Here is a 23392-nt window from a genome sequence, read left to right on the forward strand (position 1 = left end):
GGATCGCCACTGCGCAGGGGAGAACTCCGCAATGAACGACCAGCACCACGAGCACGGCAGCGAGCAGCAGCACGACGCCGACCAGGCTGCGTGCTCCGGCTGTCCCGAGGGCACCGAGGCGCCGCGGGACCGGATCGCGGGCCTGATGCGCGTCGCCGTCGGCGTCAAGCCGCTGATCGTCGCCGGCCTGGTCATCGGCTGGGCCGCGGGCACCGATCCGGAGACCATCTCCGCCGCGTTCCTCTGACGGACCGTCGGCCCGGCCGGTTGCCCGGCCCGTACCCCGGACAGGGGTCCGGCCGGGCCGGCCGCCGCCCTCCCCGAGCGGAGGACGGCGGTCGATGTGATATTTCCATGATTGAATATCGAGCGATCCGTTCTACGGTGGTGAGGTGCATGCCAACTCGCCGACCGTCGTGGACCGCGACGACGAACTGGAACTGCTCGCCGAGGCCGTCCGCCGTGGCTGCGACCACCGCGGCGCAGCGGTCTTCGTCGTCGGCGAGGCCGGCATCGGCAAGACCCGGCTGGTCACCGAGGCCGCCGACCGCGCCCGCGGCCGGACCGCCGTCCTGCGCGGCCGCTGCAGCAGCGCCGGCGCGCCGATCGCCCTGCGCCCGCTCGCCGAGGCCCTGCTCTCCCTGGTGCGCACCGGCCTGACCCCGCAGGACGCCGAGCTCCAGCCCTACCGTGCGGCGCTGTCCCCGCTGGTCCCCGAGTGGCGCCGGCCCGACTCCGCGCACCAGCCGGAGTCCCTGATCGTGCTCGCCGAGGCGATCCTGCGGCTCCTCGCCGCCGTCGGCCGCGAGCACGGCTGCCTGCTCGTCCTGGAAGACCTCCACGACGCCGACACCGAGACGATCGCCGTCACCGAGTACCTCGTCGACAACCTCGCCGGACTGCCCGTCACCCTCGTCGCCACCCTGCGTCCGGGGGCCGGAGCCGCCCTCGACCTCGCCCACCAGTGCCGCCGTCACCAGACCGGCAGCATCGTCGAACTCCGGCCGCTCACCGACGACGCGGTCACCCGCCTCGCCGCCGCCTGCCTCGACACCACGCCCGAGGCGCTGCCCGAGCCGGTCGCCCGGCGGCTGCACCGCGACGCCGACGGCACTCCGCTGATCGTCGAGGAACTGCTCAACGGCATGATCGCCACCGAGGCCCTGCGCCCAGCCGAGGGCGGCCGCTGGCAGCTCACCCGCGAACTCGACACCACCGTGCCCGCCACCCTCGCCCGCAGCATCACCGCCCGCGCCCACAGCCTCGGCCCGCAGGGCCGCGCCGCCCTCGACGCCGCCGCCGTCCTCGGCCGCAGCTTCTCCCCCGCCCTGCTGAAGACCGTCACCGGCCTGGACGACCGCGGTCTCCACATCCACCTGCGCGCCGCCGTCGACGCCCGCCTCATCCACCCCGACAGCGGCTACGGCGACACCTACGTCTTCCGGCACGCGCTCACCGCCGAGGCCCTGCTCGCCGGGCTGCTCCCGGGCGAACGCGCCGCCCTCGCCCGGCGCGCCGCCGAGACCCTAGAGGCCGGCGACACCGATCTCTCCTGCGAGCTGCGCGAACTCGCCGCCGACCTGCGCCGGCAGGCCGGCGACGACCACGAGGCCGGCCTGCACCTCGCCGCTGCCGGCCGCCAGGCCATCGGCGAGGGTCTGGCCGACAAGGCGGCGGCCCTGCTCGAGCGCTCCGTCGAGCTGCTCGACCCCCACCGCGACCGCAGCGCCTGGGCCGACGCCGTCGAGTCGCTGCTCAACGCCCTCACCGAGTCCGGGCGAATCGAGCGGGCCTTCGCCGTGGCCGGATCCGTCGCCGCCACCGCCGCCATGGAGCTCGACCCCGGCCGGCGCGCCGGTCTGCACGCCCGCCTCGCCTGGGCCGCCGCCATGGTCGGCCGGTGGGAGGAGGCCGCCGAACAGGTCGCCGCAGCCCGCGCCCTGCTCACCGCCGACTGCACCCCCGCGCAGCGCATCCCGGTCGACATCGTCGACGGGTACGTCCAGGTCCGCGACGGCCGTGCCACCCCGGGCAGCGCGGCCGGCCGGGCCGAGGACCTCGTCCGCTCCGCCACCGACACCGCGATCCGCCTCGACCTGCCCGTGATCGCCTGTCAGGGCCTGCAGCTGCTCGCCCTCCTCGCCCGCTCCCGCGGTTTCGACGAGGCCGACGCCTGCCTGCGCCGCATCGTCGCCATCGCCGACCAGCACGGTCTCCCGCTCTGGCGGGCCCGCGCCGTCGGCCGCCTCGCCGGCAACCACGGCCTGCTCTCCGGCAGCACGGACCAGCTCGAACACGTCCACGAGGTGTACCTGCGCAGCGGCGCCATCACCTCGGCCCACCAGACCGAGGCCAGCCTGGCGCTGCTCGCCGTCCTGCGCGGCGACTACCAGCGCGCCGAGTGCATCACCACCCGCTGCGAACCCGTCCTCGCCCGCCTCGGCCACACCGGCGACCTCACCTACGTCCGGGTCATCGACGCCATGCTCGCCGCCCACCGCGGACGGCCTCGGGAACTGGCCCGCAAACTCGCCGAGTACCGGCAACTCGGCGGCGAGCACAGCGAGTACACGCCCATCGTGCTCGGGCTCTGCGAGGCGGTCTCCGCTCTGCTCGCGGAGGACCGGCCCGCCGCCCGCGCCGCCCTCGCCGCGGCCCGGGCGTGGGACGAGGGCCGGCCCACCACCTACTTCCTCGGCGGGCGGCACGGCCTGGAGCTGCTGGTGGCCGCCGTCGACGCCGACCTCGACCTGGCGCGCCTGGACGAGGCCGCCCGGCAGGCCCCGACCCGGCTGCGCTGGAACCTGCAGTTCGTCCACTTCGCGCGTGCCGTGCTGCTCGGCCGCGCCGGCCGGCCCGCGGAGGCCGCCGAGGCCCTGACGTCGGCACTCGACGCCGCCCAGCCGTTCCCGCTCGCCCGCCACCTCGGTCTGCGCCTGACCGCCGAGGCGGCCCTCGCCGACGGCTGGGGCGAGCCGTCGCGCTGGCTGCGCACCGCCGAGGAGCACTTCCACGACGCCGGCATCGCCCCCGCCGCCAGTGCCTGCCGCTCCCTCCTGCGCCGGGCCGGCCTCCCCGCCACCCAGCGGCGCTCCGGCCACACCCGCGTCCCGCAGGGCCTGCGCCGACGCGGCATCACCGCCCGCGAGTACGAAGTCCTCGTCCTGCTCGCGCTGCGCTACGGCAACACCGACATCGCCCGCCGCCTGTTCATCTCCCCGCGCACCGCCGAGAAGCACGTCGCCAGCCTGCTCACCAAGACCGACAGCCCCAACCGCACCGACCTCTGCGACTTCGCCGTCCGCCACTGCCCCTGACAGCACCGCGCCGGCTCGTCCGTGGTGCCGCCGCAGGCAAGCACGCCCGGGCGGTCACCGGTGCGGTACGGCCGAGCGGTCGGTCGCCGCCGGCTCGGGGTGGTGTGTCGCGGGTCTGGGCGGCGTGGGCGGCCGGGGCTATCGTCCTGTCGGGAGCGCAGTACCGGGGAGGTCGCCATGTCGGTCGAACGCCCGTCGGGAACGCCCGGGCCGTCCAGGACGCCGCGGGTCCCCCCGCGCTGGTTCGTCCGGCTGGCCTGGTCGGTGCACCGGGGGATCTACCGCGTCCTCGGCCGCCGGGTCGCACTGTGGCGGCCGGGGCGCAAGGGCTGGGGCACGCTGAGGCTGACCACCACCGGGCGTCGCACGGGCCGGGAGCGCAGCGTCGTCATCGGGTACTTCGAGGACGGGCCGAACCTCGTCGCGCTGGCGATGAACGGGTGGGGCGATGCGGAGCCCGCCTGGTGGCTCAACCTGCAGGCACAAGCGGATGCGGTCGTCGACCTGGTCGACGGGCGGCGGCCGGTGCGCGCGCACGCCGCGGCGGGCGAGGAGCGGCAGCGGTTGTGGGCGCGCTGGCTCACCGTCGACGCGAACCTGGACGCCTTCGCGGCGCTACGGCCGTTGGAGACGGCGGTGGTGGTGCTGGCGCCACGCTCCGATGCATCGCCGGGCGCGGCGGGGACCGGCTGACACCGCCGTGCCGCCCGGTGAGCGCACGGGGCGTCAGGTGTGCGAACCCGGCGGCGGATGAGGCGTCGGAGCCGTAGCCGCGGCCGGCGTCACGGACGAGGGCGCACGGCCAGGCCCGGGCGGCGAGGGTGCACCGTCAGGTAGACGACGCCGTCCGGCCCCGCCGACACCCCGCGCGCGGCACCGCGCGGCAGCAGGCGCAGCACGCCGGGCCGCAGGTCGTGGGCGGTGCCCGCGCAGCGCAGTGTGCCCGCGCCGGAGAGCCCGACGACCAGCACGTCCAGTTCGGGTTCGACGTGCTCGGCGACGGCGGCGTCCGGGCGCAGCCGCACCACGTTGGCGTCGAGCTGCCGGTCGTCGCCGGTGAGCCGCCAGAGCGCCCCGGCCGCGTCGGCGGCGGCCTCGCGCAGCAGGTCGTCGTGGGCGTCCGGGTCCGTCATACCGGACATCATCGCACCGGTCCGGCGGGCCGCCGTCGGACCACCCGCCGGGCGTCGTCACGGGAGGAGCCGCAGGTGGATGGCGAGAACGCCGAGCGCCTCCTTCTCCGGAGGATAGATCTCCCGGCAGGCGGCGAGGAGTTCGCCCCGGCTCATGTCGCACGGCGCACCGCGCGTCGCCCAGCGGAGCCGCCGCGGCGAGGGTAGCCCGCGCGGGCGCGGTCCGACCGCTGGCCTGATGCCATGTCACATATGTACGATCGGCCTTCAGTCCCCGTCGAAGGAGCCCCGGTGCGCAAACGCAGGTGGACCTCTGCCATCCTGATGACTGTCATGTCCATGTCTATCTTCGCGACGGCACCCGCCTACGCGGCGTCCGGCACGCACGGGCAGACGCCCGGTGGTCGGCAGCAGGTCGAGGTCTTCGCCGAGGACGGCGGGATCGGCCGGGCGAGCGTCTCCCCCGCCTCGCCCTACCTCGCGGACCGCCCGCAGGCCCTCGCGGCCGACGGCGCCGTCACCCCGCTCGTCCAGAACGGCAGCACGGACACCAAACTGGACGTGGTGGTGATCGGCGACGGCTACACCGCCGGCGAGCAGGAGAAGTTCCGCGCCGACGCCGCCGCCAAGTGGCAGGAGGTCAGCGCCGTCGAGCCCTACGCCACCTACCGCAACCTGTTCAACGTCTGGGCGGTGGAGGCCGTCTCGGCACAGTCCGGCGTCACCGGGGACCCGGACCGGGCCGCCGTCCGCGACACCGCCCTCGGGTCGTACTTCTGGTGCGAGGACATCGAGCGCCTGCTCTGCGTCGACGTCCACGCCGTGGAGCGGTACGCCGCCAAGGCCCCGCAGGCCGACCTCGTCCTCGTGGTCGCCAACAGCGCCAAGTACGGCGGCGCCGGCTACAACGACGTCCAGTCCCCGCTCGGGTACGAGGGCATCGCCACCGTGGCCGGCGGCAACCAGCGCTCCGGGCAGATCGCGGTGCACGAGACCGGCCACTCCCTGGGCAAGCTGGCCGACGAGTACTACTACGACGGCCAGGGCACCTACCAGGGCGCGGAACCCGTCGAGTCGAACATCAGCACCCTGACCACCGACCGGATGCGCCGCGAACGCGCCAAGTGGTACCGGTGGCTCGGCCGGACCTCACCGGACGGCGGCACCGTCGGCGCGTACCTCGGCGGCGGCTACTACCCCGACGGGATCTTCCGGCCGACGGAGAACTCGATCATGCGCTCGCTCGGCCGGGAGTTCAACCTCCCCGGGCGGGAGGCGATGATCGCCGGCTTCTACCGGCATGCCACGACCATCACCAGCACCACGCCCGCGAACTCCACGCTCGACTCGTCCGGCCGGCTCACCGTCGATCTCCCCGTGCCCGGCACCACGCTCCGCTGGTACTCCGACGGGCGCGAGCTGACGCACCTGCGCGGCCGCACCACCATCCCGCTCTCCTCCTTCGGCTTCGCCGCCGGCCCGCGCGGCATCGGCTACCGATTGACCGCCGTCGCCACCGACCCCACGCCGGACGTGCTCGACCCGGCCCTGCGGCCGTCCCTCACGGGCACCCTGTCCTGGTGGGTCACCGGCTGACGTCCCGAGGATGTCGCCGACGGGCCGCGTCCCCGCCGGGACGCGGCCCGTCCGGTCGATCGCCCTCACGACGAAGGACCGGTCGAGCCCGAGAGTCGGCGATGGCGTGCAGCCTGCCAGGACTCCGTGCCGGGCCGAAGGAGATGCGCCCGGCCCTGGGGCGTCCTCGCCGGCAGTCGGGCTCCCGCCTTGTGGCGCGCCCCGGACCGCTGGGAGCGGTGGGCGGGCAGAGTGGGGGGATGGAATCGGAAGGCGCGGCGCCGCAGGAGCAGCGGGCGGGCTGGTTCGAGCTCTTCTTCGACCTGGTGTTCGTCGCCACCGTCGCCGTGCTGGCGCACGACCTGCACGGCGATCCGGGGGCGAAGGAGTTCGGCACCTTCCTGGTGCTGTTCTTCCCCGCCTGGTGGGCGTGGGCCAACCTGACGGTCACGATCAACGTGTTCGGCTCCGACAACGCCCGCAGTCAGGCGCTGCTGCTCGGTGCCATGCCCGGCCTCGGGCTGATGGCCGCCGCGGCGCCGGACGGGCTGGGCGACCGGGCCTGGGCGTACGCGCTGGGGGCGGCGTGGGTGCGGCTCGGCTTCTTCGCCATCTGGATCGGCCCGGCCCGCGACCCCGGGAGCCCGCTGCCCGTCTGGCGGCCGGTGCTCTACTGCCTGGTGCCCGCGACGCTCTGGGTAGTGTCGGCGGCCGTGCCGAGCCCCGGCAGGTTCGTCCTCTGGATCGTCGCGGTCGCAGTGGAGGTGGTGCTGCTGGCCGTCCGCGCCGGCGTCACCGCGGAGTTCTACAGCCGGCTCTCGACGGAACACCTGGTCGAACGGATCGGGCTCTTCGTCGTCATCGTGCTCGGCGAGAGCGTCTACACCGTCGTCCTCACCCTCGCCGAGCACTTCACCCGGCCGTCCGCGCTGGCCGCGCTGCTCGCCTTCGTGGTGGTGGCCGAACTCGCGATGATCTTCTTCACCTGGGGCACCACGGAGGCCGCCCGCGGACTCGGCCGGGCGCAGGCCGGCGGCGCCGACCGGGCCATCCGCGACACCGTGATGTATCTGCCGTTCGTCCTCGTCTCGGGCATCACGGTGATCGCCGCGGCCCTCGGCACCGCGGTGGCCGAGCCCGACCATGCCCTGCCGCCCGGCTCCCGCTGGGCGCTGTGCGGGGGCGTCCTCGCCTTCTACTCCGCCAACGCCGCCATCTCCCTGCGGTACGGCGATCCGGTGCGCACCGTCCTCGGCTGGTACCTGCCCTGTCTGGTGCTCACCCTGGCAGGGCTGGTGCCGGCATCGGTGTTCCTGCCCGCGTGGGCGGCCGTGGGCTGCGCCGCCGCGGTGGTGTTCGCCCTGGCCAAGCTCGCCAAGTACCGCCGGGCCGCCCGGCGCCGGGTCACCGGGGCGGCCGCGTCGTAGGAGGCGGCCCCACGGGACGAACCGGGGGCGCCCGCCGTCCCGTGCCCGCCGTCAGACGAACACCAGGGCCGCCAGTCCGAGGTGGACGCCGCCGATCGCGTAGGACAGCCGCCGCTCCCGGCGCGGGGTCCCGCGGAGCCGACCTGTGAGCGCGGCGCCGAGCAGGGCGTAGCAGAGGTCCAGCGCGAGGGCGAGGGCCAGGAAGGCCGTGCCCAGGACGAGCATCCGGGCCCGCGTGCCGGCGGCGGACAGCCCGGCCGGCACGAACTGCGGGAGGAAGGCCACGAAGAACAGGACCACCTTGGGGTTGAGCAGGTTGATCAGCACCGCGTCGCCCCAGACCCGGAGCAGCCGGCGCCGGGCCGGCCGGTCGTCGTCCGCGGCGCCGTCGTCTTCCGGGGCCGCCCGGCGCCCGAGGGCCTGGACGCCCAGGTACGCGAGGTAGCCGGCGCCCGCGTAACGCAGCACGGTGAAGGCGAGCGGGTGGTCGGAGACGAGCGCCGCCAGCCCGCCGACGGCGGCCAGGACGTGCAGGAGCGTGCCGGTCTCCACACCGAGGGCCGCGACGACGCCGGCCCGCCGCCCGTCCTGCGCACTCCGCGTGACGATGTGCACCAGGTTGGGCCCCGGCACCGCGACCACCGCCAGTGAGGCCAGCAGGAATCCGGCGAGGGAGGTCATCCGCGGTCCAGCGCCGTGGGCAGCAGGCCGAGCGGCGGCGCGCCGAAGTCGAACAGCGCGGTGTGGAAGCGCCGTAGCGAGAACGCGCTGCCCCAACGCGCCCGAGCCTGCTCGCGCAGGTCGAGGATCGCGAACTTGCCCCAGGTGTACCGGCCGTAGGTGGGGTCGAAGAGCCCGCGCCGGGCCTCGTGCAGGGCGGCCGGGCCGGCCAGGGCGACGTCCTCGGTGAACCTCGCCGCCGCGTCCGCGAGGGTCATGGCGCCGGTGTGCAGCCCGATCGCGCAGGCGAAGCGGGTCACCCGGCGCAGGGCGTCCTGGGCGACGGCCACGGCGAAGCGCGGGTCGCCGTCGCGGTATCCCTGCTCCAGGGCCAACTCCTCGCAGTAGTGCGCCCAGCCCTCGACGAACGCCTCCGAGTGGAGCGTGCGGCGGACGGCGGTCGGCGCCCGGCGCAGCGCCCGGCCGTGGCTGGCGTGCCCGGGGGCGACCTCGTGGACGGCCATGTTGGGCATCAGGGTGCGGTTGAAGCCGGTCGCCAGCCACTGGTCGCGCTCGGCCCGGCTCCAGCCGGTGTCCGGGAGGCTGACCCGGAAGCCGGCGGGCGCGTCGGCCTCGTAGGGCGCGGCCGCGAACAGTCCTGCCTGCGAACGGCGTTGGGAGTCGGGCATCGGCTCGACGACCACCTCTACGTCATGGTGGGGCACCAGGTCGTGCCGGGCGGTCCAGGCGACCGTCTCGTCGACGAGCTCGCCGAACTCCGCCAGCAGGCCCTCGGCGGTGGGGTGGTCGGCCTGCAGGGCCCGAACGGTGTCGGCGGGCGCGGCGCCGGGGGCGATGCGGCGCAGCGACTCGTCGAGCAGCGCGCGCAGCCGGTCGCGTTCGGCGTCCACCCGGGCGGACGTCGCGGTGAGGTCGAGGGTGTCGGCCTCGGCCGCTCCGAGCAGCCGGGCGAGAGCGGGTCCGCCGAGCGCCGCCGACTCCGGGCCCAGGGCGGCGGCGCGCTCCAGGTGGGCCAGCAGCCGGGCGAGGGCCCGGCGGGCGGCGGTGTGGACGTGGCCGCCGCGGGGGTCGATGAAGGCGGCCAGCCCGCGGGCGAGCGGCAGGGTGGCCTCGGCCAGTGGTGCCGGCACGCGGTCCAGTGCCTCGACGGCCGCGTCGACGGCGTCCGGCCACCGGTCGAGGTGGGCCCGCCTGGCGGCGTCCCGCTCGGGCTGCGGCGCGTACGGGCGGTCGTAGCCGGCCAGGTCCAGGTTCTCGATGTGCCACAGCGGGTTGCTCCGGTGCAGTTCGAGTTCGCCGAAGCGGACCCGGAGGGCCTCCTCGGCGGCGGCCGCGTGCGCCTCGTCGTGCGGGTCCGGGTACGGCTCGGTGCCGGCCGGGCCGCCCAGCGCCGCGAGGCCGCGGCGCACGCCGTCCGGGGAGAGGTCCTGGACGGTGCCGTCGTAGCGGTGCAGGCCGGCGCCGTCCCGCGCGGTGACGACGGAGAGGTCGCAGACGGCGGCCAGTCGGGGGTCGGGGAGTGCGGTGGATGTCATGCCGTTAGCCTCGGTCGGCGGCGGCTCGTCCGCCCGTGCCAATGGAGGGGAAAGTGGACCGGAACCGGGGGACGGCGGAGCCCGCCGAGCTGATCGATCTGTTGGGGGACTGGGGTTCGGCCGAGGGGCCGTTGTACCGGCGGCTCACCGAGGCGTTCGTCCGGGCCGTACGGTCGGGGGACCTGCGCCCCGGCGACCGGCTACCACCCGAGCGCCCGCTCGCCGACGCACTCTCGGTCAGCCGGGCGACGGTGGTCGCCGCCTACGACGCGCTGCGCGGCTCGGGACTGGTCGAGACCCGACGGGGCAGCGGCACCCGCATCGCGCGAGGCGCCGCCGCCCACCGGACCCCGCCGGACGGGCGGGTGCCCGGGGGGCAGGCCACCGCGGTGATCCAGCGACTGCTGACGCAGCCTCCGGACGTCATCTCGCTGGGGCAGGCGGCCGAGGCCGGTGGGCCGGACCTGGGCCGGGCGCTGCTCGACCTCGTCCGCGAGGACCTGCCCGAGCTGCTCCGCGACGCCGGCTACCACCCGGCCGGGCTGCCCGCGCTGCGGGCGGCGATCGCCGACCACCACGGCGCGCACGGCCTGCCGACGACGCCCGATCAGGTGGTGGTGACCACCGGCGCCACCCAGGCCGTCACCCTGACCGCCCGACTCCTCCTCGGACGCGGCGCGACGGCGGTCGTGGAATCCCCGGGGTGGCCGGGCTGCCTGGACGTCCTCCGGGCGGCCGGCTCACGGCTGGTCGGCGTCGGGCTCGACTCCGACGGCATCCGGATCGACCGGCTCGCCGCCGCGCTGGCCGAGCACCGGCCCGCGCTGCTCTACGTCATGCCGACCTTCCACAACCCCACCGGCACCCTGATGTCCGCCGGCCGCCGACGCCGGGTGGCCGAACTCGCGGCGGAGCACGGTGTGCCGATAGTGGAGGACAGTGCCCACGCGGCGGCCCTCGCGCCCGGACAGGTCCCGCCGGCGATCGCCGCGTACCCCGCAGGCGGCACGGTGGTGACGGTGGGTTCACTGGCCAAGGCGGTCTGGGGCGGCCTGCGGATCGGCTGGATCCGCGCGCCGCGGGAGGCCGCGGCGCGCCTTGCCCGCCTCAAGGCGCTCGACGACCTCGGCAGCCCGTTGCTCGACCAGGCCCTCGCTGCGCGGCTGCTCGCCACCCTCCCCGCCTTCGCCCCCGAGCGGGAGCGGCTCCGGCGGGAGCGGCTCGCCACCATGACCCGGCTGCTGGCCGAACACCTCCCCGACTGGCACTGGCAGCCCCCGCAGGGCGGCTCCGCGCTGTGGATCCGGCTCCCCGCCGGCACCGACGCGCGGGTCTACGCCCAACTGGCCCTGCGGCACGGCGCGGAGGTCGTCCCGGGCGCCACCATGGACCCGACCGGCGCCCACGACGACCACCTCCGGCTGCCGTTCTCCTTCGTCCCCGACACCGCCGCCGCCCTGGTCGATCGCCTCACCTCGGCCTGGGGCGCCCTGCTCCGCTGACGGCACGTCACCCCGGGCCGGGGCGGCAGGGCTCGGCGCGGCGTCAGCGGCCGACCTCGCGAGCGCGGAAGTCCTCGATCGTCTCGCGCCGGATCAGCAGGCGGGCCCGGCCGTCGCGGACGGCCACCACCGGGGGCCGGCCGACCAGGTTGTAGCCGGAGGCCATCGAGAGCTGGTAGGCCCCCGCCGCGGGAACGGCGAGCAGGTCGCCGGGCCGCAGGTCGGCGGGCAGCCGCGCGCCGCGGACCAGGACGTCACCGGCCTCGCAGTGCCGGCCGACGACGTCGAAGGCGCCCGTCGTCGTGCCCGCGGTGGGCCGGCCGACCGGCCGGACGTCGTACGCGGCGCCGTAGAGGGCGGGACGGGGGTTGTCACTCATGCCGCCGTCGACGGCGGCGAAGGCCCGGCCGTCGGCGGTGTGCTTCACCGCCAGCACGCGGTAGACCGCGACCGCGGCGGGTGCGGCGACCGCCCGGCCGGGCTCGACGAGCAGCCGGGGCACGGCGAGGCCGTGTTCGGCGCAGCGGGCGGCGAGGTGGGCGGTGGTCCCGGCGGCGAACCGGTCAGGGCCCAACTCCTCGTCCTGCGCACGGTACCGGACGCCGTGGCCGCCGCCGAGGTCCAGCTCGGGCAGCTCGACGCCGTGCCGGTCGCGGAGGTCGGCCAGCAGCTCGACGAGGCGGTCCAGGGCGGTCCGGTAGGGCGTGGTGTCGGTGATCTGCGAGCCGAGGTGGCAGTGCAGGCCGGTGAGTTCGAGGCCGGGCTGGGCGAGGATGCGGTCGACCGCCTCGGCGGCGTCGCCGCCGGCGATCCGGAAGCCGAACTTCTGCCCGTCGACGCCGGTCCGGACGGCGCTGTGGTGCCCGGCGGCGACGCCCGGCACCACCCGTACCAGCACGCGCTGCGGGGCGTCGGCGACGGCGAGGGCGGCGAGGCGGGGGATCTCGGAGAGGCTGTCGACCACGATCCGGCCGACCCGCAGTCGCCGGGCGAGCCGGAGCTCCTCCGGGGTCTTGGCGTTGCCGTGCAGCAGGATCCGTTCCGGTGGGAACCCCGCGGCGGTGGCCAGGCGCAGTTCGCCGGCCGAGCAGACGTCCAGGCCGAGCCCCTCCTCGGCGATCCAGCCGGCCATCGCGCTGCACAGGAACGCCTTGGCGGCGTAGAGGACGTCGGCCTTCGGCAGGGCGCGGCGGTAGGCCCGGGCGCGGGCCCGGACCTCGTCCTCGTCGAGCACGTACAGGGGGGTACCGAAGCGGTCCGCGGCCTCCGCCAGCCCGACGCCGCCGATCAGCAGCTCACCGGCGGCACCGGGCCGGGCCGAGGCCGGCCACGGGCTGCCGAGCGCGCGACCGGCCGGGCCGGACGGAGCGGACGCGCCCGACGGGCTCGCCGGAGTGGACGGATCGGACGGCGCGGACGTGGCGGCTGCGGCGGTGGTCGTCATGGGACAGGCTCCTGCTCGGGTGGGAGAGGACGGCGCGGGTTGCTTCGCGGGGCGGATCGCCCCGACGGCTTCCGCCCGCGGTTCCAGTGCACCCCCGCCACCACCCCGTGGCGCCTGCGTTGACGCGTGCCTTACACGGACCGGCCCGGTTTTGCCGCGACGTTGACGGACGGTGACCCCCGTCGCCCCCGGCCCCGACGCGAGCCGCGCCCACCGGGCGCGACGGGGCGCTCGTCCGGGCGCCCGCCACCACGCCACCCGCCGCGACCCGCCGCCCGTCCCGCTCGTCCCGCTCGTGCCGCCCGTCCCGCTTGGACCGTGCGTCCCGCTTGGACCGTGCGTCAGAGCGCCAGCCGCGCGCCGGCGGCACGGGAACGGACAGAGACGCCGTCCCCGTCCGGGCGCACCACATGGGCCCGGCCGGTGCCCCGCACCAGGCCGACCCCGTCGCTCACGGAGAGCGCGGTGTTCTCGTCCAGGGCGATCCCGTACGGCACCAGGCCGGCGGCGACCGCCTCGACCAAACGGGCCAGGGTGCCCCACTGGGCTGCGTGCGCCTCGATGGCCGGCGCCAACAGGGCCAGGCCGGGGCCGACCGTGACCTCCTCCAGGTCCTCCGCCGCGTCCTCCGGGCAGACCGGCACACCGGCCGCCAGCCAGCCGCCGACCACGGCCTGCCGCGCGGCGATCGCGGCGCCCGCCGAGAAGCCCGCGTACGGCAGCGGACGGCCCGCCAGCCGGCGCCCGGCCAGGGCGGCGCCGAGCGGTCCGGCCAGCGAGGCCTGGTACTCGGGCGTCAGCCCGCCGCCGACGAACACGGCGTCCGCACCGTCCAGCACCGCCGGTTCGAAGGCTTCGCCGACGGCCACCGGGACGGCGCGTGGACGGCAGGGGGCCGCCGCGGTCAGGATCCGCGTCCAGCGCTCGAACTGTTCCGGCACGTCGCCCTCGTCGAGCAGCAGGCAGGCCACCACCGGATCGCTGCCCGCGTCGGCCAGGAACGGCCCGTACAGCTCGCTGGCGAGCCCTTCGTCACGTCCGCCGCCGACCAGATGTATCGTCACTCGTCTCTTCTCCGTTCGGTCCTGTCGACGCTGTGGCCGGCCGCCGCACCCGAGGCCACGGCGGGGCGCACCGCAGCCCCCTGATCCGGACATCCTCGCTGGTCGCCGCCGTCAGGGCGAACGAATTGCCAACGCACGGCGCCCAGATGCCCAGACGCCCAGACGCCCGACGCCCCGCCCCGATGCCCCGACGCAGCGCCCCGACGCCCGACGCCTCACCCCGACGCCCGCCGTTCCGGCGGGGCGTGCGAGCACCGGCACCGAGGCGCCGCGGCCGCGGGCAACGGGCCCGCGCGCACCAGCGTTAAGCCACCCTTCATCCGGTTCACGGCGCGGTGTCGGCGGCGATTCCCGTCGCGACGCGAGGCTGGTGGCGACCGCGGCCGCCCAGCAGTGGCCGGCAGCCCCGTGGCCAGTAGCCCGGCATCGACCGAAGGACCCGTGTTGAAGCGCACCGCCCTCCTCTCCGCCGCCATGACCGTCCCCCTGACGGTCGGCCTGCTGTGTGCCGCAGGAACCGCTTCCGCGCGGGAGATGACCGGCGCCCCGCACGCCGTCCAGGACCTGTACGGCACGAAGGCCCCGTACGCACCGCAGGAGAAGCCGGGCCACTACCAGCAGCCGCCCAAGGGCTTCAGCCCGGTGTTCACCGAGAACGTCGCCCGTCACGGCTCCCGGGCCATGTCGGACGGCGCGGACGGCGAAGCGGTGCTCGCCGTGCTGCGGCAGGCCGAGCAGCGGGGCGCCCTCACCGATCTCGGCGCGGAGCTGGGCCCCCAGGTGCAGTCGCTCCTGGACGCGGCGTCGGCCCTCGGCTACGGCAACCTCTCCGCGCGCGGCGCGCAGGAGCACCACGAGACCGCACTGCGCATGGAGCAGCGCCTTCCGGCCCTGTTCGAGAGGATCGCCGCCGAGCACGAGCCCGTCGTGGTCGAGACGTCGGGCGTGACCCGCACCGTGGCGAGTGCCGCAGCCTTCACCCGTGGTCTGACCGACGGGGATCCGGCGCTGGCAGGCGTGATCAAGGCTCCGGTCACCGACAAGAACCTGCTGTACTTCCACAAGCAGCCGCAGAACGCCGACTACCAGGCCTACCTGGCGAGCGACCCGGATCTGGCCGCGGTCCTCGCGAGGATCGACGCCGACCCCCGCACCGCCGAGGCCGCGCACCGCGTCGTCGCCCGCCTGTTCCACCGCGACTTCGTCGCCGCCCTCCCGGCCGCCGCACAGGTGTCCTTCGCGCGCTCGCTCCACCGGCTCTTCGCCGCGGCGCCCGACCTGAGCGTCGAGGCGCCGGACGTCGACCTCTCCCGCTTCCTCGCCCCGCGCGACGCCCGGTGGTTCGCCTACCTGGACGACGCCGAGGAGTTCTACCAGAAGGGCCCCGCCTTCAGCGGACGCACGATCACCTACAAGATGGCCGGCGTCCTCCTCGACGACCTCCTCGCCCAGGCCCGGGCGAAGGCGGACGGCTCCAGCGACAAGGGCGCCGTCCTGCGCTTCACCCACGCCGAGGAGATCGAGCCGCTCGCCGCGCTCATGGGCCTGCCCGGCAGCACCGAGCCCGCCGAGCCGGGGACGCCGTACACCTACCGGAACAACCCCTGGCGCGGCGCCGACGTCTCCCCGATGGGCGCGAACATCCAGTGGGACCTGTTCGCGAACAAGCCCGCCGGCGGCAAGCCGGCCAGCTACCTCGTGCGGATGCTCTACAACGAGAAGGAGACCGCCTTCAAGCCCTCCTGCCGGCCCGTGACGCCGCTCAGCCACTTCTACGACCTCGACGAGCTCCAGCGGTGCCTCGGCCGCGGCTGACGCAGTCCGGCGCACCCGAGCCCCGTGTCCGCGACCGGCACGGGGCGACGTCCGTTCCACCGGCGTGGGACCCGGCGGCGACACGCGGGCAGGAACGTCACTGCACTGCGGGCGTGCCGGTTCGCGCTGCAATGGCCCGGCAACGCGGACCGTCGAGGAGGGGGCTTTCCCATGGAAGCAGGGATCGTGGATTCCGGCCCAGTGCAGGTGCTGGACGTCTCCGGCCCCGCGTACCGCCGGGCCTTCGAACTCTTCCTCGCCGGGACCGACGAGAAGCCGCTCACCCACGCCCGGCTGGGCGAGGTCGTCGCCGGCCTGGAGCGCCGCCGGGTGCTGCTGGACGTGGGCGCGGGCGAGGGCAGGACCACCGCGTACCTGGCGCGCCACTTCGAGCGCACGGTGGCCGTCGAACCGAGTGCGGCGATGCGCGAGAAGCTCCACGCGGCCTGCCCCGGGGCGCTGGTGCTGCCCGAACCGATCGACCGTGCCCGGCCGCCCGAGCCGGCGGACCTCGTCCACCTCTCGCACGTGCTGTACTACGTGCCGGCCGAGGAGTGGCTGCCGGTGGTCGGCCGGATCCTGGACTGGACGGCTCCCGGCGGCACCCTCCTGGTGGTCCTCCAGAACCCGGAGAGCCCCTGCATGCGGATGGCCGCGCACTTCACGGGCGTCCGGTACGACCTGCGGCCGCTGGCCGAGAGCCTGCGCGAGCGCGAGCCGGCGCACGAGTACGCGCTGGAGACGCTCGACCTCCGCTACCGGACCGACCGCCTCGACGAGGCGGTGGACGTCGCGGAGTTCATGGTGAACGTGGCCGACCTCGCCACCATGGACCCGCTGCCCAACCGCGGCGAGCTGGCCGCCTACGTCCGGCGGCACTTCGCCCAGCCGGACGGCGGCTACGTCATCGGCCACACCCAGGACATGCTGACGGTCCGGCGGGCGGCGCGAACGGCCGGGTGAGGCTTCCGGACGGTACAGCCGGGCGAGGTGGCCGGGCGAGGTGGCCGGACGAGGTGGCCGGACGAGGTGGCCGGACGAGGTGGCCGGGCGAGGTGGCCGGACGACGCATCAGGGCGGTGCGACCGGGCGAGGCGGCCGGTTGTCGCGCCCGGCGGGACCGGCGGGACCGGCGGGCCGGCCCGCGGTATTTCGGTGGGAGCCGAAACGTGCGGGGCGTAGGTTCACCGGCATGGATCTCTCTGTGGCGGGCACGACCCGAATCGACGGCAGGACACTGGCGGCCGCTTCCACGACGGTGCTGCTCTGGGCGTCCGCGTTCGTGGCGATCCGCAGCGCCGGTGCGCACTTCGGGCCGGGGGCGCTGGCGCTCGGCCGGCTGCTGGTGGGCGCGGTGGCGCTGCTCGCCCTGCTGGTGTACCGGCGGGAGGGGCTGCCGCCGCGGGCGGCCTGGCCGGGGATCGCCGCCTCGGGCCTGCTCTGGTTCGGGCTCTACATGGTCGCGCTGAACTGGGGTGAGAAGCAGGTCGACGCCGGCACCGCCGCCATGCTGGTCGGCATCGGGCCGGTGCTGATCGCGCTGCTGGGCGGCTGGCTGCTCAAGGAGGGCTTCCCGCCCAAGCTGCTGGCCGGGATGGCGGTCTCGCTGGGCGGGGCGGTCGTGGTGGGCTTCTCCATGTCGAGCGGGGGCGGCAGCTCGGTGCTCGGCATCCTGCTCTGCCTGCTGGCGGCGACGGTGTACGCGGGGGGCGTGGTGAGCCAGAAGCCCGCCCTTCGGCACGCCACGCCGCTCCAGGCGACGACCTTCGGCTGCCTGATCGGCGCGGTGGCCTGTCTGCCGTTCGCGCCGCAATTGGTCTCGGACCTCGCGGACGCCCCGCTGTCCGCGACCCTGAACGTGGTGTACCTGGGCCTGTTCCCGACCGCGCTGGCGTTCACCACCTGGGCGTACGCCCTGTCCCGCACGACGGCGGGCCGGATGGGCGCGACGACGTACTCCGTGCCGGCCCTGGTGGTGCTGATGGCGTGGACGCTGCTGGGCGAGGCGCCCGGAGCGCTGACCCTGGCGGGCGGCGCCCTCTGCCTGGCCGGCGTCGCGGTCTCCCGGCGCGGCTGACAGGAGCGGCCACGGGCCTTCCGCGCCGGGCCGGCCGAACGACCGGTCCGGCCGCCGGCCAGGCGGACCCGGCGCCGGTCCCGCTCCGGCTCCGGCCCCGGCTCCGGCCCCGGCTCCGGCTCCGGCGGCAGGACCGCACCGCCCCCGCAGGCCATCACTCGAACTCCCCGGTGACGCTCCGTGAGCCCGTCGGGAGGCTGACCTCCGGTTGACAGCGCTCTCGACGACGAAGCTACGTTGGGTAGTGGTGCTGTCACATTTCGTGACAGCTCCTGCCTGTTACCCACCGCGAGGAGCCCGAGCGTGACCACGACGCCCACCCGTCCCACCACCGTGCCGTCCATCGAGCAGCTGCCCCAGCCGAAGCTGCGCACGAACACCGACATCCAGGGCAACATCCTGGCGGCGTTCAACAAGGACTTCACGGACTTCCGCTACCTGCACTTCCCGGACGCCGCCAAGGGCCGCGGCTGGCTCTCCGCGATCCTCAACACCGTCGCGACGACCAACGAGACCGAGGACTTCAACGAGCAGTACTCGTTCGCCCGCCGGGCCAGCGGCCGCGACCCCGCCCTCGCGACAGTCCGCTGCGGGGTCTCGCTCACCTTCGAGGGCCTGCTGACCGTCGCCGTCGACCCCGATCAGGTCAAGAAGGACCTCAGCGGCTTCCCGGCGTTCTGCGCGGGCGCGGCCGCGCGGGCCGAGGCCCTCGGGGACGCCGGCGAGAGCGGCCCCGAGCACTGGCTGTTCGGCTCCGGGACCGGCGACAAGGTCGTGCACGCCGTCCTCATCGTCGCCGCGGACACCGACGAGCTGCTGAACGAGAAGCTGAAGAACCTCGACGCGGTCGAGAACGCGCACCAGATCACCCGTGTCCACGTGGACCAGGGCCGCACCCTGACGGGCCCGCTGAAGGGCCACGAGCACTTCGGGTACAAGGACGGCATCTCCCAGCCCGGCGTGAAGGACTTCCACCGCGAGGACCCGGACAACAAGGGCTTCCGCGACAACCACGCCGGGACCGAGCTGATCGAACCCGGCGAGTTCGTCTTCGGCCACAAGAGCGAGGCGGGCGACCGGACGGCGCCCGCCTGGATGACGAACGGCTCGCTCCAGGTGGTGCGCCGGCTGCGCCAGGACGTCGCGGGCTGGAACAAGGCCGTGGTGGAGGGCGTCGAGAACTTCACCGGGACGATGGACCCCAACCGGCTCGGCGCCTGCCTGGTCGGCCGTGCCAAGGACGGCACGCCGCTCGCCCCGCCGACCGGCGCCCTGACCGGTCTCGGGTCCGACCGCAACGACTTCGACTACGAGAACGACCCGATCGGCCAGCACACCCCCTGGGTCGCGCACATCCGCCGCACCCACCCGCGCGCCTTCGCCGGCATCGGCGACGGCAAGCCCAAGAGCCACCGGCTGATGCGCCGGGGCATCCCCTACGGCCCCGAGTTCCCGGGCGGCGCGGACGACGGCAAGGACCGCGGGCTGATGTTCGTCTGCTACGGCACCTCGTTGGAGATGCAGTTCGAGCTGGTCCAGCAGCACTGGGCCAACGACCCGAACTTCCCTCCCGGGGACCCGACGGGCGCCCCGCACGTCCCAAACGGCCCGGACAAGGTCATCGGCCTCGCCGGCAAGGCCGAGATCGGCCTCGCGGACGGCACCTCCGGCACGGTCGACATGAAGCGCTTCGTCCGCACCACGGGCGCGCTCTACGCCTTCACCCCCTCGATCAGCACCCTGCGCCTCCTCGCCGAGGGCAAGGACCTCCCCAACAAGCCGGTCGGGTCCTGACCGCCGCACACCGCGAGGAGACACCATGGAGAACCCCGTCATCGCGGGCACGGCCGACGACCGCGCCCGCTGGCAGACCTGCCAACAGCTGGCGCGCGAGCTGCTGCTCGTCGGTCCGGACGGCAAGGACCTGAAGCTGCGCTACCTCGACGTCCTGATCAAGGACGGCATCCCGGCGACGGACGAGCCCAAGGACGTGCTGATCGTCGGCGCGGGCATCGCGGGCCTGGTCGCCGGGAAGCTGCTCAAGGACGCCGGACACAACGTCACCATCCTGGAGGCCAACGCCAGCCGGGTCGGCGGGCGGATCAAGACCTTCCGTGCCGCCGACGACGCCGCCGAGACACCGTTCTACGACCCGGAGCAGTACGCCGAGGCCGGGGCCATGCGGCTGCCCAGCTTCCACCCGCTCACGCTGGCGCTGGTCGACAGCCTCGGTCTGCAGCGGCAGCTGTTCTTCAACGTCGACGTCGATCCGGACACCGGCAACCAGAACGCGCCCGTGCCGCCGGTGGTCTACGAGTCCTTCGAGCCCGGCAAGGTCTGGAAGTACGGTGCGGACAGCCCGGACTTCCGCGAGCCGGCCAAGCGCTTCAACTCCTGGATCCGCACCAACCGGCTCCAGGCCCGCCGCAAGGAGTACGCCGCCGACCCGAGCTGCGTCAACGAGGGCTTCCACCTCACCGGCGACGAGGTGCGGATCACCGCCGCCGACATGGTCAACCAGGCGCTCGAGCCGGTCCGCGACTACTACTCGGTGATCAAGGACGGCAAGCGGGTGAACAAGCCGTTCGCCGAGTGGCTGGACGGCTGGGCCCGGGTGATCCGCGACTTCGACGGCTACTCGATGGGCCGCTTCCTGCGCGAGTACGCGGGCTTCAGCGACGAGGCCGTCGAGGCGATCGGCACCATCGAGAACATGACCTCGCGGCTGCACCTGGCCTTCTTCCACACCTTCCTCGGCCGCAGCGACATCGACCCCAGGGCCACCTACTGGGAGATCGCGGGCGGCAGCTGGAAGCTGCCGGACGTGCTCGCCGCCGAGCTCCGGGACGAGCTGCGGATGGGCGAGCGGATGATCCGGATGGAGTACTGGGACCCCCGCCGGGACGGCGGCGGAGCCCGCAACGTCGGCCCGGTCGGGCCGCAGGTCGCCGTCCAGACCGTCCCCGAGGACGATCCGGAGGCCGAACCCACCGTCTGGAAGGGCGACTTCGCGATCGTCACGGTACCGTTCTCCGCCCTGCGGTTCGTCCAGGTGACGCCCCCGTTCTCCTACAAGAAGCGCCGGGCGATCATCGAGACCCACTACGACCAGGCCACCAAGGTGCTACTGGAGTTCTCCCGCCGCTGGTGGGAGTTCACCGAGGCGGACTGGAAGGTCGAACTCGACTCCATCGCCCCCGGCCTGTACGAGTACTACCAGCGGGCCGGCGAGGACGACGCGGAGGCGGCCGTGGCCGCCGCCCACAACGGCCACCGGCCGCCGCGCAACCTGCCGGACGTGCTGCTCGGCGCGCACCGGAGCGTGGACGAGCGCCGCATCAGCCAGGGCCAGCGGGACGTCTACCAGAGCACCCCGCTGCTGCGGGCGAGCGTGCGCCCCGCCACCAACTGCTTCGGCGGCGGCTCGACCACCGACAACCCCAACCGCTTCATGTACTACCCCTCGCACCCGGTGCCCGACGGCGAGGGCGGCGGTGTCGTGCTGGCCAGCTACAGCTGGTCGGACGACGCGGTGCGCTGGGACTCCATGGAGGACGACGAGCGGTACGTCTACGCGCTGCGCAACCTCCAGTCGGTGCACGGCCGGCGGATCGAGGTGTTCTACACCGGCTACGGCAAGACGCAGAGCTGGCTCCGCGACCCGTACGCGTTCGGCGAGGCGGCGGTGTACACCCCGCACCAGATGACCAGCTTCCACCTCGACGTGGTCAAGCCCGAGGGCCCGGTGCACTTCGCCGGCGAGCACGTCTCGCTCAAGCACGCCTGGATCGAGGGCGCGGTGGAGACCGCCGTCCGGGCGGCCATCGCCGTGCACGAGGCTCCCCCGCCGCCGCCCGCTGCGGAACCCGAGGGCCGACCCGAGGTGCAGGTCCGCCGGGAGAGCCGGCTGGAGAGCCGGCAGGAGGAGCTGAGCCGATGAGCGGCGGCGACGAGTGGACGGTGGCCCGCTACCTGGCCACCAGGCTGGAGCAGCTGGGCATCCGGCACCTGTTCGGGGTACCGGGCGACTTCCTCGGCCCGTTCCTGACGATCATGCACGAAACCACCGCGGTGCGCTGGGTCGGCACCCCGACCGAGATGGGCGGCGGCTACGCCGCGGACGCCTACGCCCGGGTGCGGGCCGCCGACGCCGACCCTGCGCAGGGCGGACACGGCGTCGGCGCGGTCGCGGTGACCTACGGGGTGGGTGCGTTCAGCCTGCTCAACGCCGTCGGCGGCGCCTACGTCGAGGACGTGCCGCTGATCGCGATCAACGCGGCGCCCTCCTACGAGCAATGGCTCAACCAGCAGGCCGTCGGCCTGCTCACCTCGCACATGAGCCCGCGCCGGGAGAGCAACCTCGACGTCTACCGTCAGGTCACGGTGGACGCGCAGGTGCTCTCCAACCCGGGGCTCGCACCCTCGCAGATCGACAGCGCGATCACCGCCTGCCTGACCGAGCGCAAGCCCGTCTACCTGGAGGTCATGGAGGACCTCTGGCACGCGCCCTGCGCGCCTCCACAGGGCGAACTCCGCGCTCACGAGCGGCCGTTCACCGAGCGGAACCAGGAGATGCTGGACAAGGCCGTCACCGCGGCGGTGGAGCTGATCAGGAGGTTCGGCACACCGATCGTCTGGGCCGGCGAGGAGCTCGTCCGTCAGCGGCTGGAGGACGAGCTGCTGGACTTCGTCCAGCTCACCCGGATGCAGTTCTGCACCACGGTCGGCGCGAAGTCCGTGGTCTCCGAACGGCACCCGCTGTTCGCCGGCGTCTACAACGGCAGGGCGAGCCTGCCGGAGATCCGGCGGACCTTCAGGAACGCCGGGTGCCGGATCGGCCTGGGCACCTGGTCCACCTCCAAGAACCTCGGCGGCGAGCAGTCGATCGGCGACGACTGGATCGTGGCGGCCCGGGGCGGCGTGAGTGTCGGTGCCAAGTACTTCCCGGAGGTCCAGCTCGGCCGGTTCATCCCGGCGTTGCGCGAAGGGCTGGGCGCTCGGACCTTCCCGGACGACCACTTCGCGCTGGCCTACGCGGCGGGCCTGGACGTCCCGGCCAGCACGGCCGACTTCCTGGACTCGCTGAGCTCCGACGAGCACCCGGCCGAGCTGACGTACGACAGCTTCTTCCAGCACGTCAACCACTTCCTGGAGCACCGGGCCACCGGCGGGGACCCGGACGCCCCCTCGCCGTTCACCGTGGTCTCGGACGCGGCGTTCGCGCTGCTCGGCTCGATGAACCTGCGGATCACCGAGCGGGCCGGGTTCCTGGCCCAGAACAGCTGGCTGTCCATCGGCTACTCGGTCGGCGCGGCCACCGGCGTGGCCCTGGGCCGGCAGCAGGCGATGAAGCGGCCCCTGGTGTTCGTGGGGGACGGCTCGTTCCAGGAGATCTGCCAGGAGCTGTCCACCCAGGTGCGGCACCACCTGCGGCCGGTGGTCTTCGTCCTGGACAACGAGGGCTTCTACGGCATCGAACAGATGCTGGTGAGCCCCTGCTACTACAAGGAGAAGCCCTCGAACGGGGCCGACTTCTACAACGTGCTGCACCCTTGGCGGTACGAGAAGCTGGCCGAGGTGTTCGGCACGGACAAGGACCGGATGCACGGGTTCGAGCTCACCACCCACGCCGAGCTCGACGCGCTCCTGACGGACATCGCCGATGCCGGCAACGACATCAACCACGCGCCGATCCTGGCCCGCGTCCGGCTGAGCCGGCACGACTACCCGAAGGCGCTCCAGTACAAGATCGACGAGAAGTGCCCGTAGCCGTCCCCGAGCGCACCGGCCCCCGTCCCCGACGGGGGCCGGTGCGCTGCCCG

17 protein-coding genes are annotated in these 23392 nt (G+C 74.4%); 12 read left to right on the plus strand and 5 right to left on the minus strand.

Translation table 11 applies throughout. From position 1 onward, the window contains the following. Positions 1-31: 31 nt before the first annotated feature. From MCM47_RS35700 to MCM47_RS35710, 3 genes are all read left to right on the plus strand, one after another. Complete coding sequence (locus tag MCM47_RS35700) at positions 32-247, plus strand: hypothetical protein (RefSeq protein WP_238951171.1); 216 nt, start codon at positions 32-34, stop codon at positions 245-247. A gap of 145 nt (positions 248-392) precedes the next feature. Then, positions 393-3317 (plus strand): AAA family ATPase, encoded by a 2925-nt coding sequence (locus MCM47_RS43570; protein WP_238951172.1) that lies wholly within the window; start codon positions 393-395, stop codon positions 3315-3317. Between the two features lie 177 nt (positions 3318-3494). Further along, positions 3495-4010: a nitroreductase/quinone reductase family protein gene (locus MCM47_RS35710; RefSeq protein ID WP_238951173.1), complete on the plus strand. Its 516-nt coding sequence runs from the start codon at positions 3495-3497 to the stop codon at positions 4008-4010. Between the two features lie 89 nt (positions 4011-4099). Here MCM47_RS35710 and MCM47_RS35715 read toward each other — a convergent pair whose 3' ends face one another. Further along, positions 4100-4450: a hypothetical protein gene (locus MCM47_RS35715; protein WP_238951174.1), complete on the minus strand. Its 351-nt coding sequence runs from the start codon at positions 4448-4450 to the stop codon at positions 4100-4102. A 339-nt stretch (positions 4451-4789) separates the two neighbouring features. Here MCM47_RS35715 and MCM47_RS35720 point away from each other — a divergent pair, with 339 nt between their 5' ends. Continuing rightward, positions 4790-6046 (plus strand): M64 family metallopeptidase, encoded by a 1257-nt coding sequence (locus MCM47_RS35720; RefSeq protein ID WP_238951175.1) that lies wholly within the window; start codon positions 4790-4792, stop codon positions 6044-6046. 239 nt (positions 6047-6285) lie between these two features. Next, complete coding sequence (locus MCM47_RS35725; RefSeq protein ID WP_238951176.1) at positions 6286-7452, plus strand: low temperature requirement protein A; 1167 nt, start codon at positions 6286-6288, stop codon at positions 7450-7452. A gap of 51 nt (positions 7453-7503) precedes the next feature. On the opposite strand, the gene MCM47_RS35730 is transcribed toward MCM47_RS35725, so the two are convergent. Both MCM47_RS35730 and MCM47_RS35735 read right to left on the minus strand, forming a co-directional pair. After that, positions 7504-8133: a LysE family translocator gene (locus MCM47_RS35730; RefSeq protein ID WP_238951177.1), complete on the minus strand. Its 630-nt coding sequence runs from the start codon at positions 8131-8133 to the stop codon at positions 7504-7506. Further along, positions 8130-9668, minus strand: coding sequence for a DUF885 family protein (locus MCM47_RS35735; protein WP_238951178.1), 1539 nt, complete (start codon positions 9666-9668; stop codon positions 8130-8132). The genes MCM47_RS35730 and MCM47_RS35735 overlap by 4 nt, the downstream gene beginning before the upstream one ends. Before the next feature lie 53 nt (positions 9669-9721). On the opposite strand from MCM47_RS35735, the gene MCM47_RS35740 reads away from it, so the two are divergent. Then, positions 9722-11170, plus strand: coding sequence for a PLP-dependent aminotransferase family protein (locus MCM47_RS35740; RefSeq protein ID WP_238951179.1), 1449 nt, complete (start codon positions 9722-9724; stop codon positions 11168-11170). 43 nt (positions 11171-11213) lie between these two features. Here MCM47_RS35740 and lysA read toward each other — a convergent pair whose 3' ends face one another. Both lysA and MCM47_RS35750 read right to left on the minus strand, forming a co-directional pair. Then, complete coding sequence (lysA, locus tag MCM47_RS35745) at positions 11214-12614, minus strand: diaminopimelate decarboxylase (RefSeq protein WP_238951180.1); 1401 nt, start codon at positions 12612-12614, stop codon at positions 11214-11216. A gap of 341 nt (positions 12615-12955) precedes the next feature. After that, positions 12956-13678, minus strand: a complete 723-nt coding sequence (locus MCM47_RS35750; protein ID WP_238951181.1) for a hypothetical protein — start codon at positions 13676-13678, stop codon at positions 12956-12958. 441 nt (positions 13679-14119) lie between these two features. Here MCM47_RS35750 and MCM47_RS35755 point away from each other — a divergent pair, with 441 nt between their 5' ends. From MCM47_RS35755 to MCM47_RS35780, 6 genes are all read left to right on the plus strand, one after another. Next, a complete protein-coding gene (locus tag MCM47_RS35755) occupies positions 14120-15493 on the plus strand; it encodes a histidine-type phosphatase (RefSeq protein ID WP_238951182.1) in 1374 nt (457 codons plus the stop codon). Positions 15494-15664: 171 nt separating this feature from the next. Beyond that, on the plus strand, positions 15665-16456 hold the full coding sequence (locus tag MCM47_RS35760) for a trans-aconitate 2-methyltransferase (protein ID WP_238951183.1): 792 nt from the start codon (positions 15665-15667) through the stop codon (positions 16454-16456). Positions 16457-16685: 229 nt separating this feature from the next. Continuing rightward, positions 16686-17570, plus strand: coding sequence for a DMT family transporter (locus tag MCM47_RS35765; RefSeq protein WP_238951184.1), 885 nt, complete (start codon positions 16686-16688; stop codon positions 17568-17570). 303 nt (positions 17571-17873) lie between these two features. Next, entirely contained in the window at positions 17874-19364 is a 1491-nt protein-coding gene (locus MCM47_RS35770; protein ID WP_238951185.1) for a Dyp-type peroxidase, read from the plus strand. A gap of 25 nt (positions 19365-19389) precedes the next feature. After that, complete coding sequence (locus MCM47_RS35775) at positions 19390-21510, plus strand: FAD-dependent oxidoreductase (protein WP_238951186.1); 2121 nt, start codon at positions 19390-19392, stop codon at positions 21508-21510. After that, positions 21507-23339, plus strand: a complete 1833-nt coding sequence (locus MCM47_RS35780) for an alpha-keto acid decarboxylase family protein (RefSeq protein WP_238951187.1) — start codon at positions 21507-21509, stop codon at positions 23337-23339. Before MCM47_RS35775 ends, MCM47_RS35780 begins: the two co-directional genes overlap by 4 nt. The last annotated feature ends 53 nt before the right edge of the window (positions 23340-23392 follow it).

The organism is Kitasatospora sp. A2-31, assembly GCF_022288725.1.
In the GTDB taxonomy this organism is placed as follows: Bacteria; Actinomycetota; Actinomycetes; order Streptomycetales; family Streptomycetaceae; genus Kitasatospora.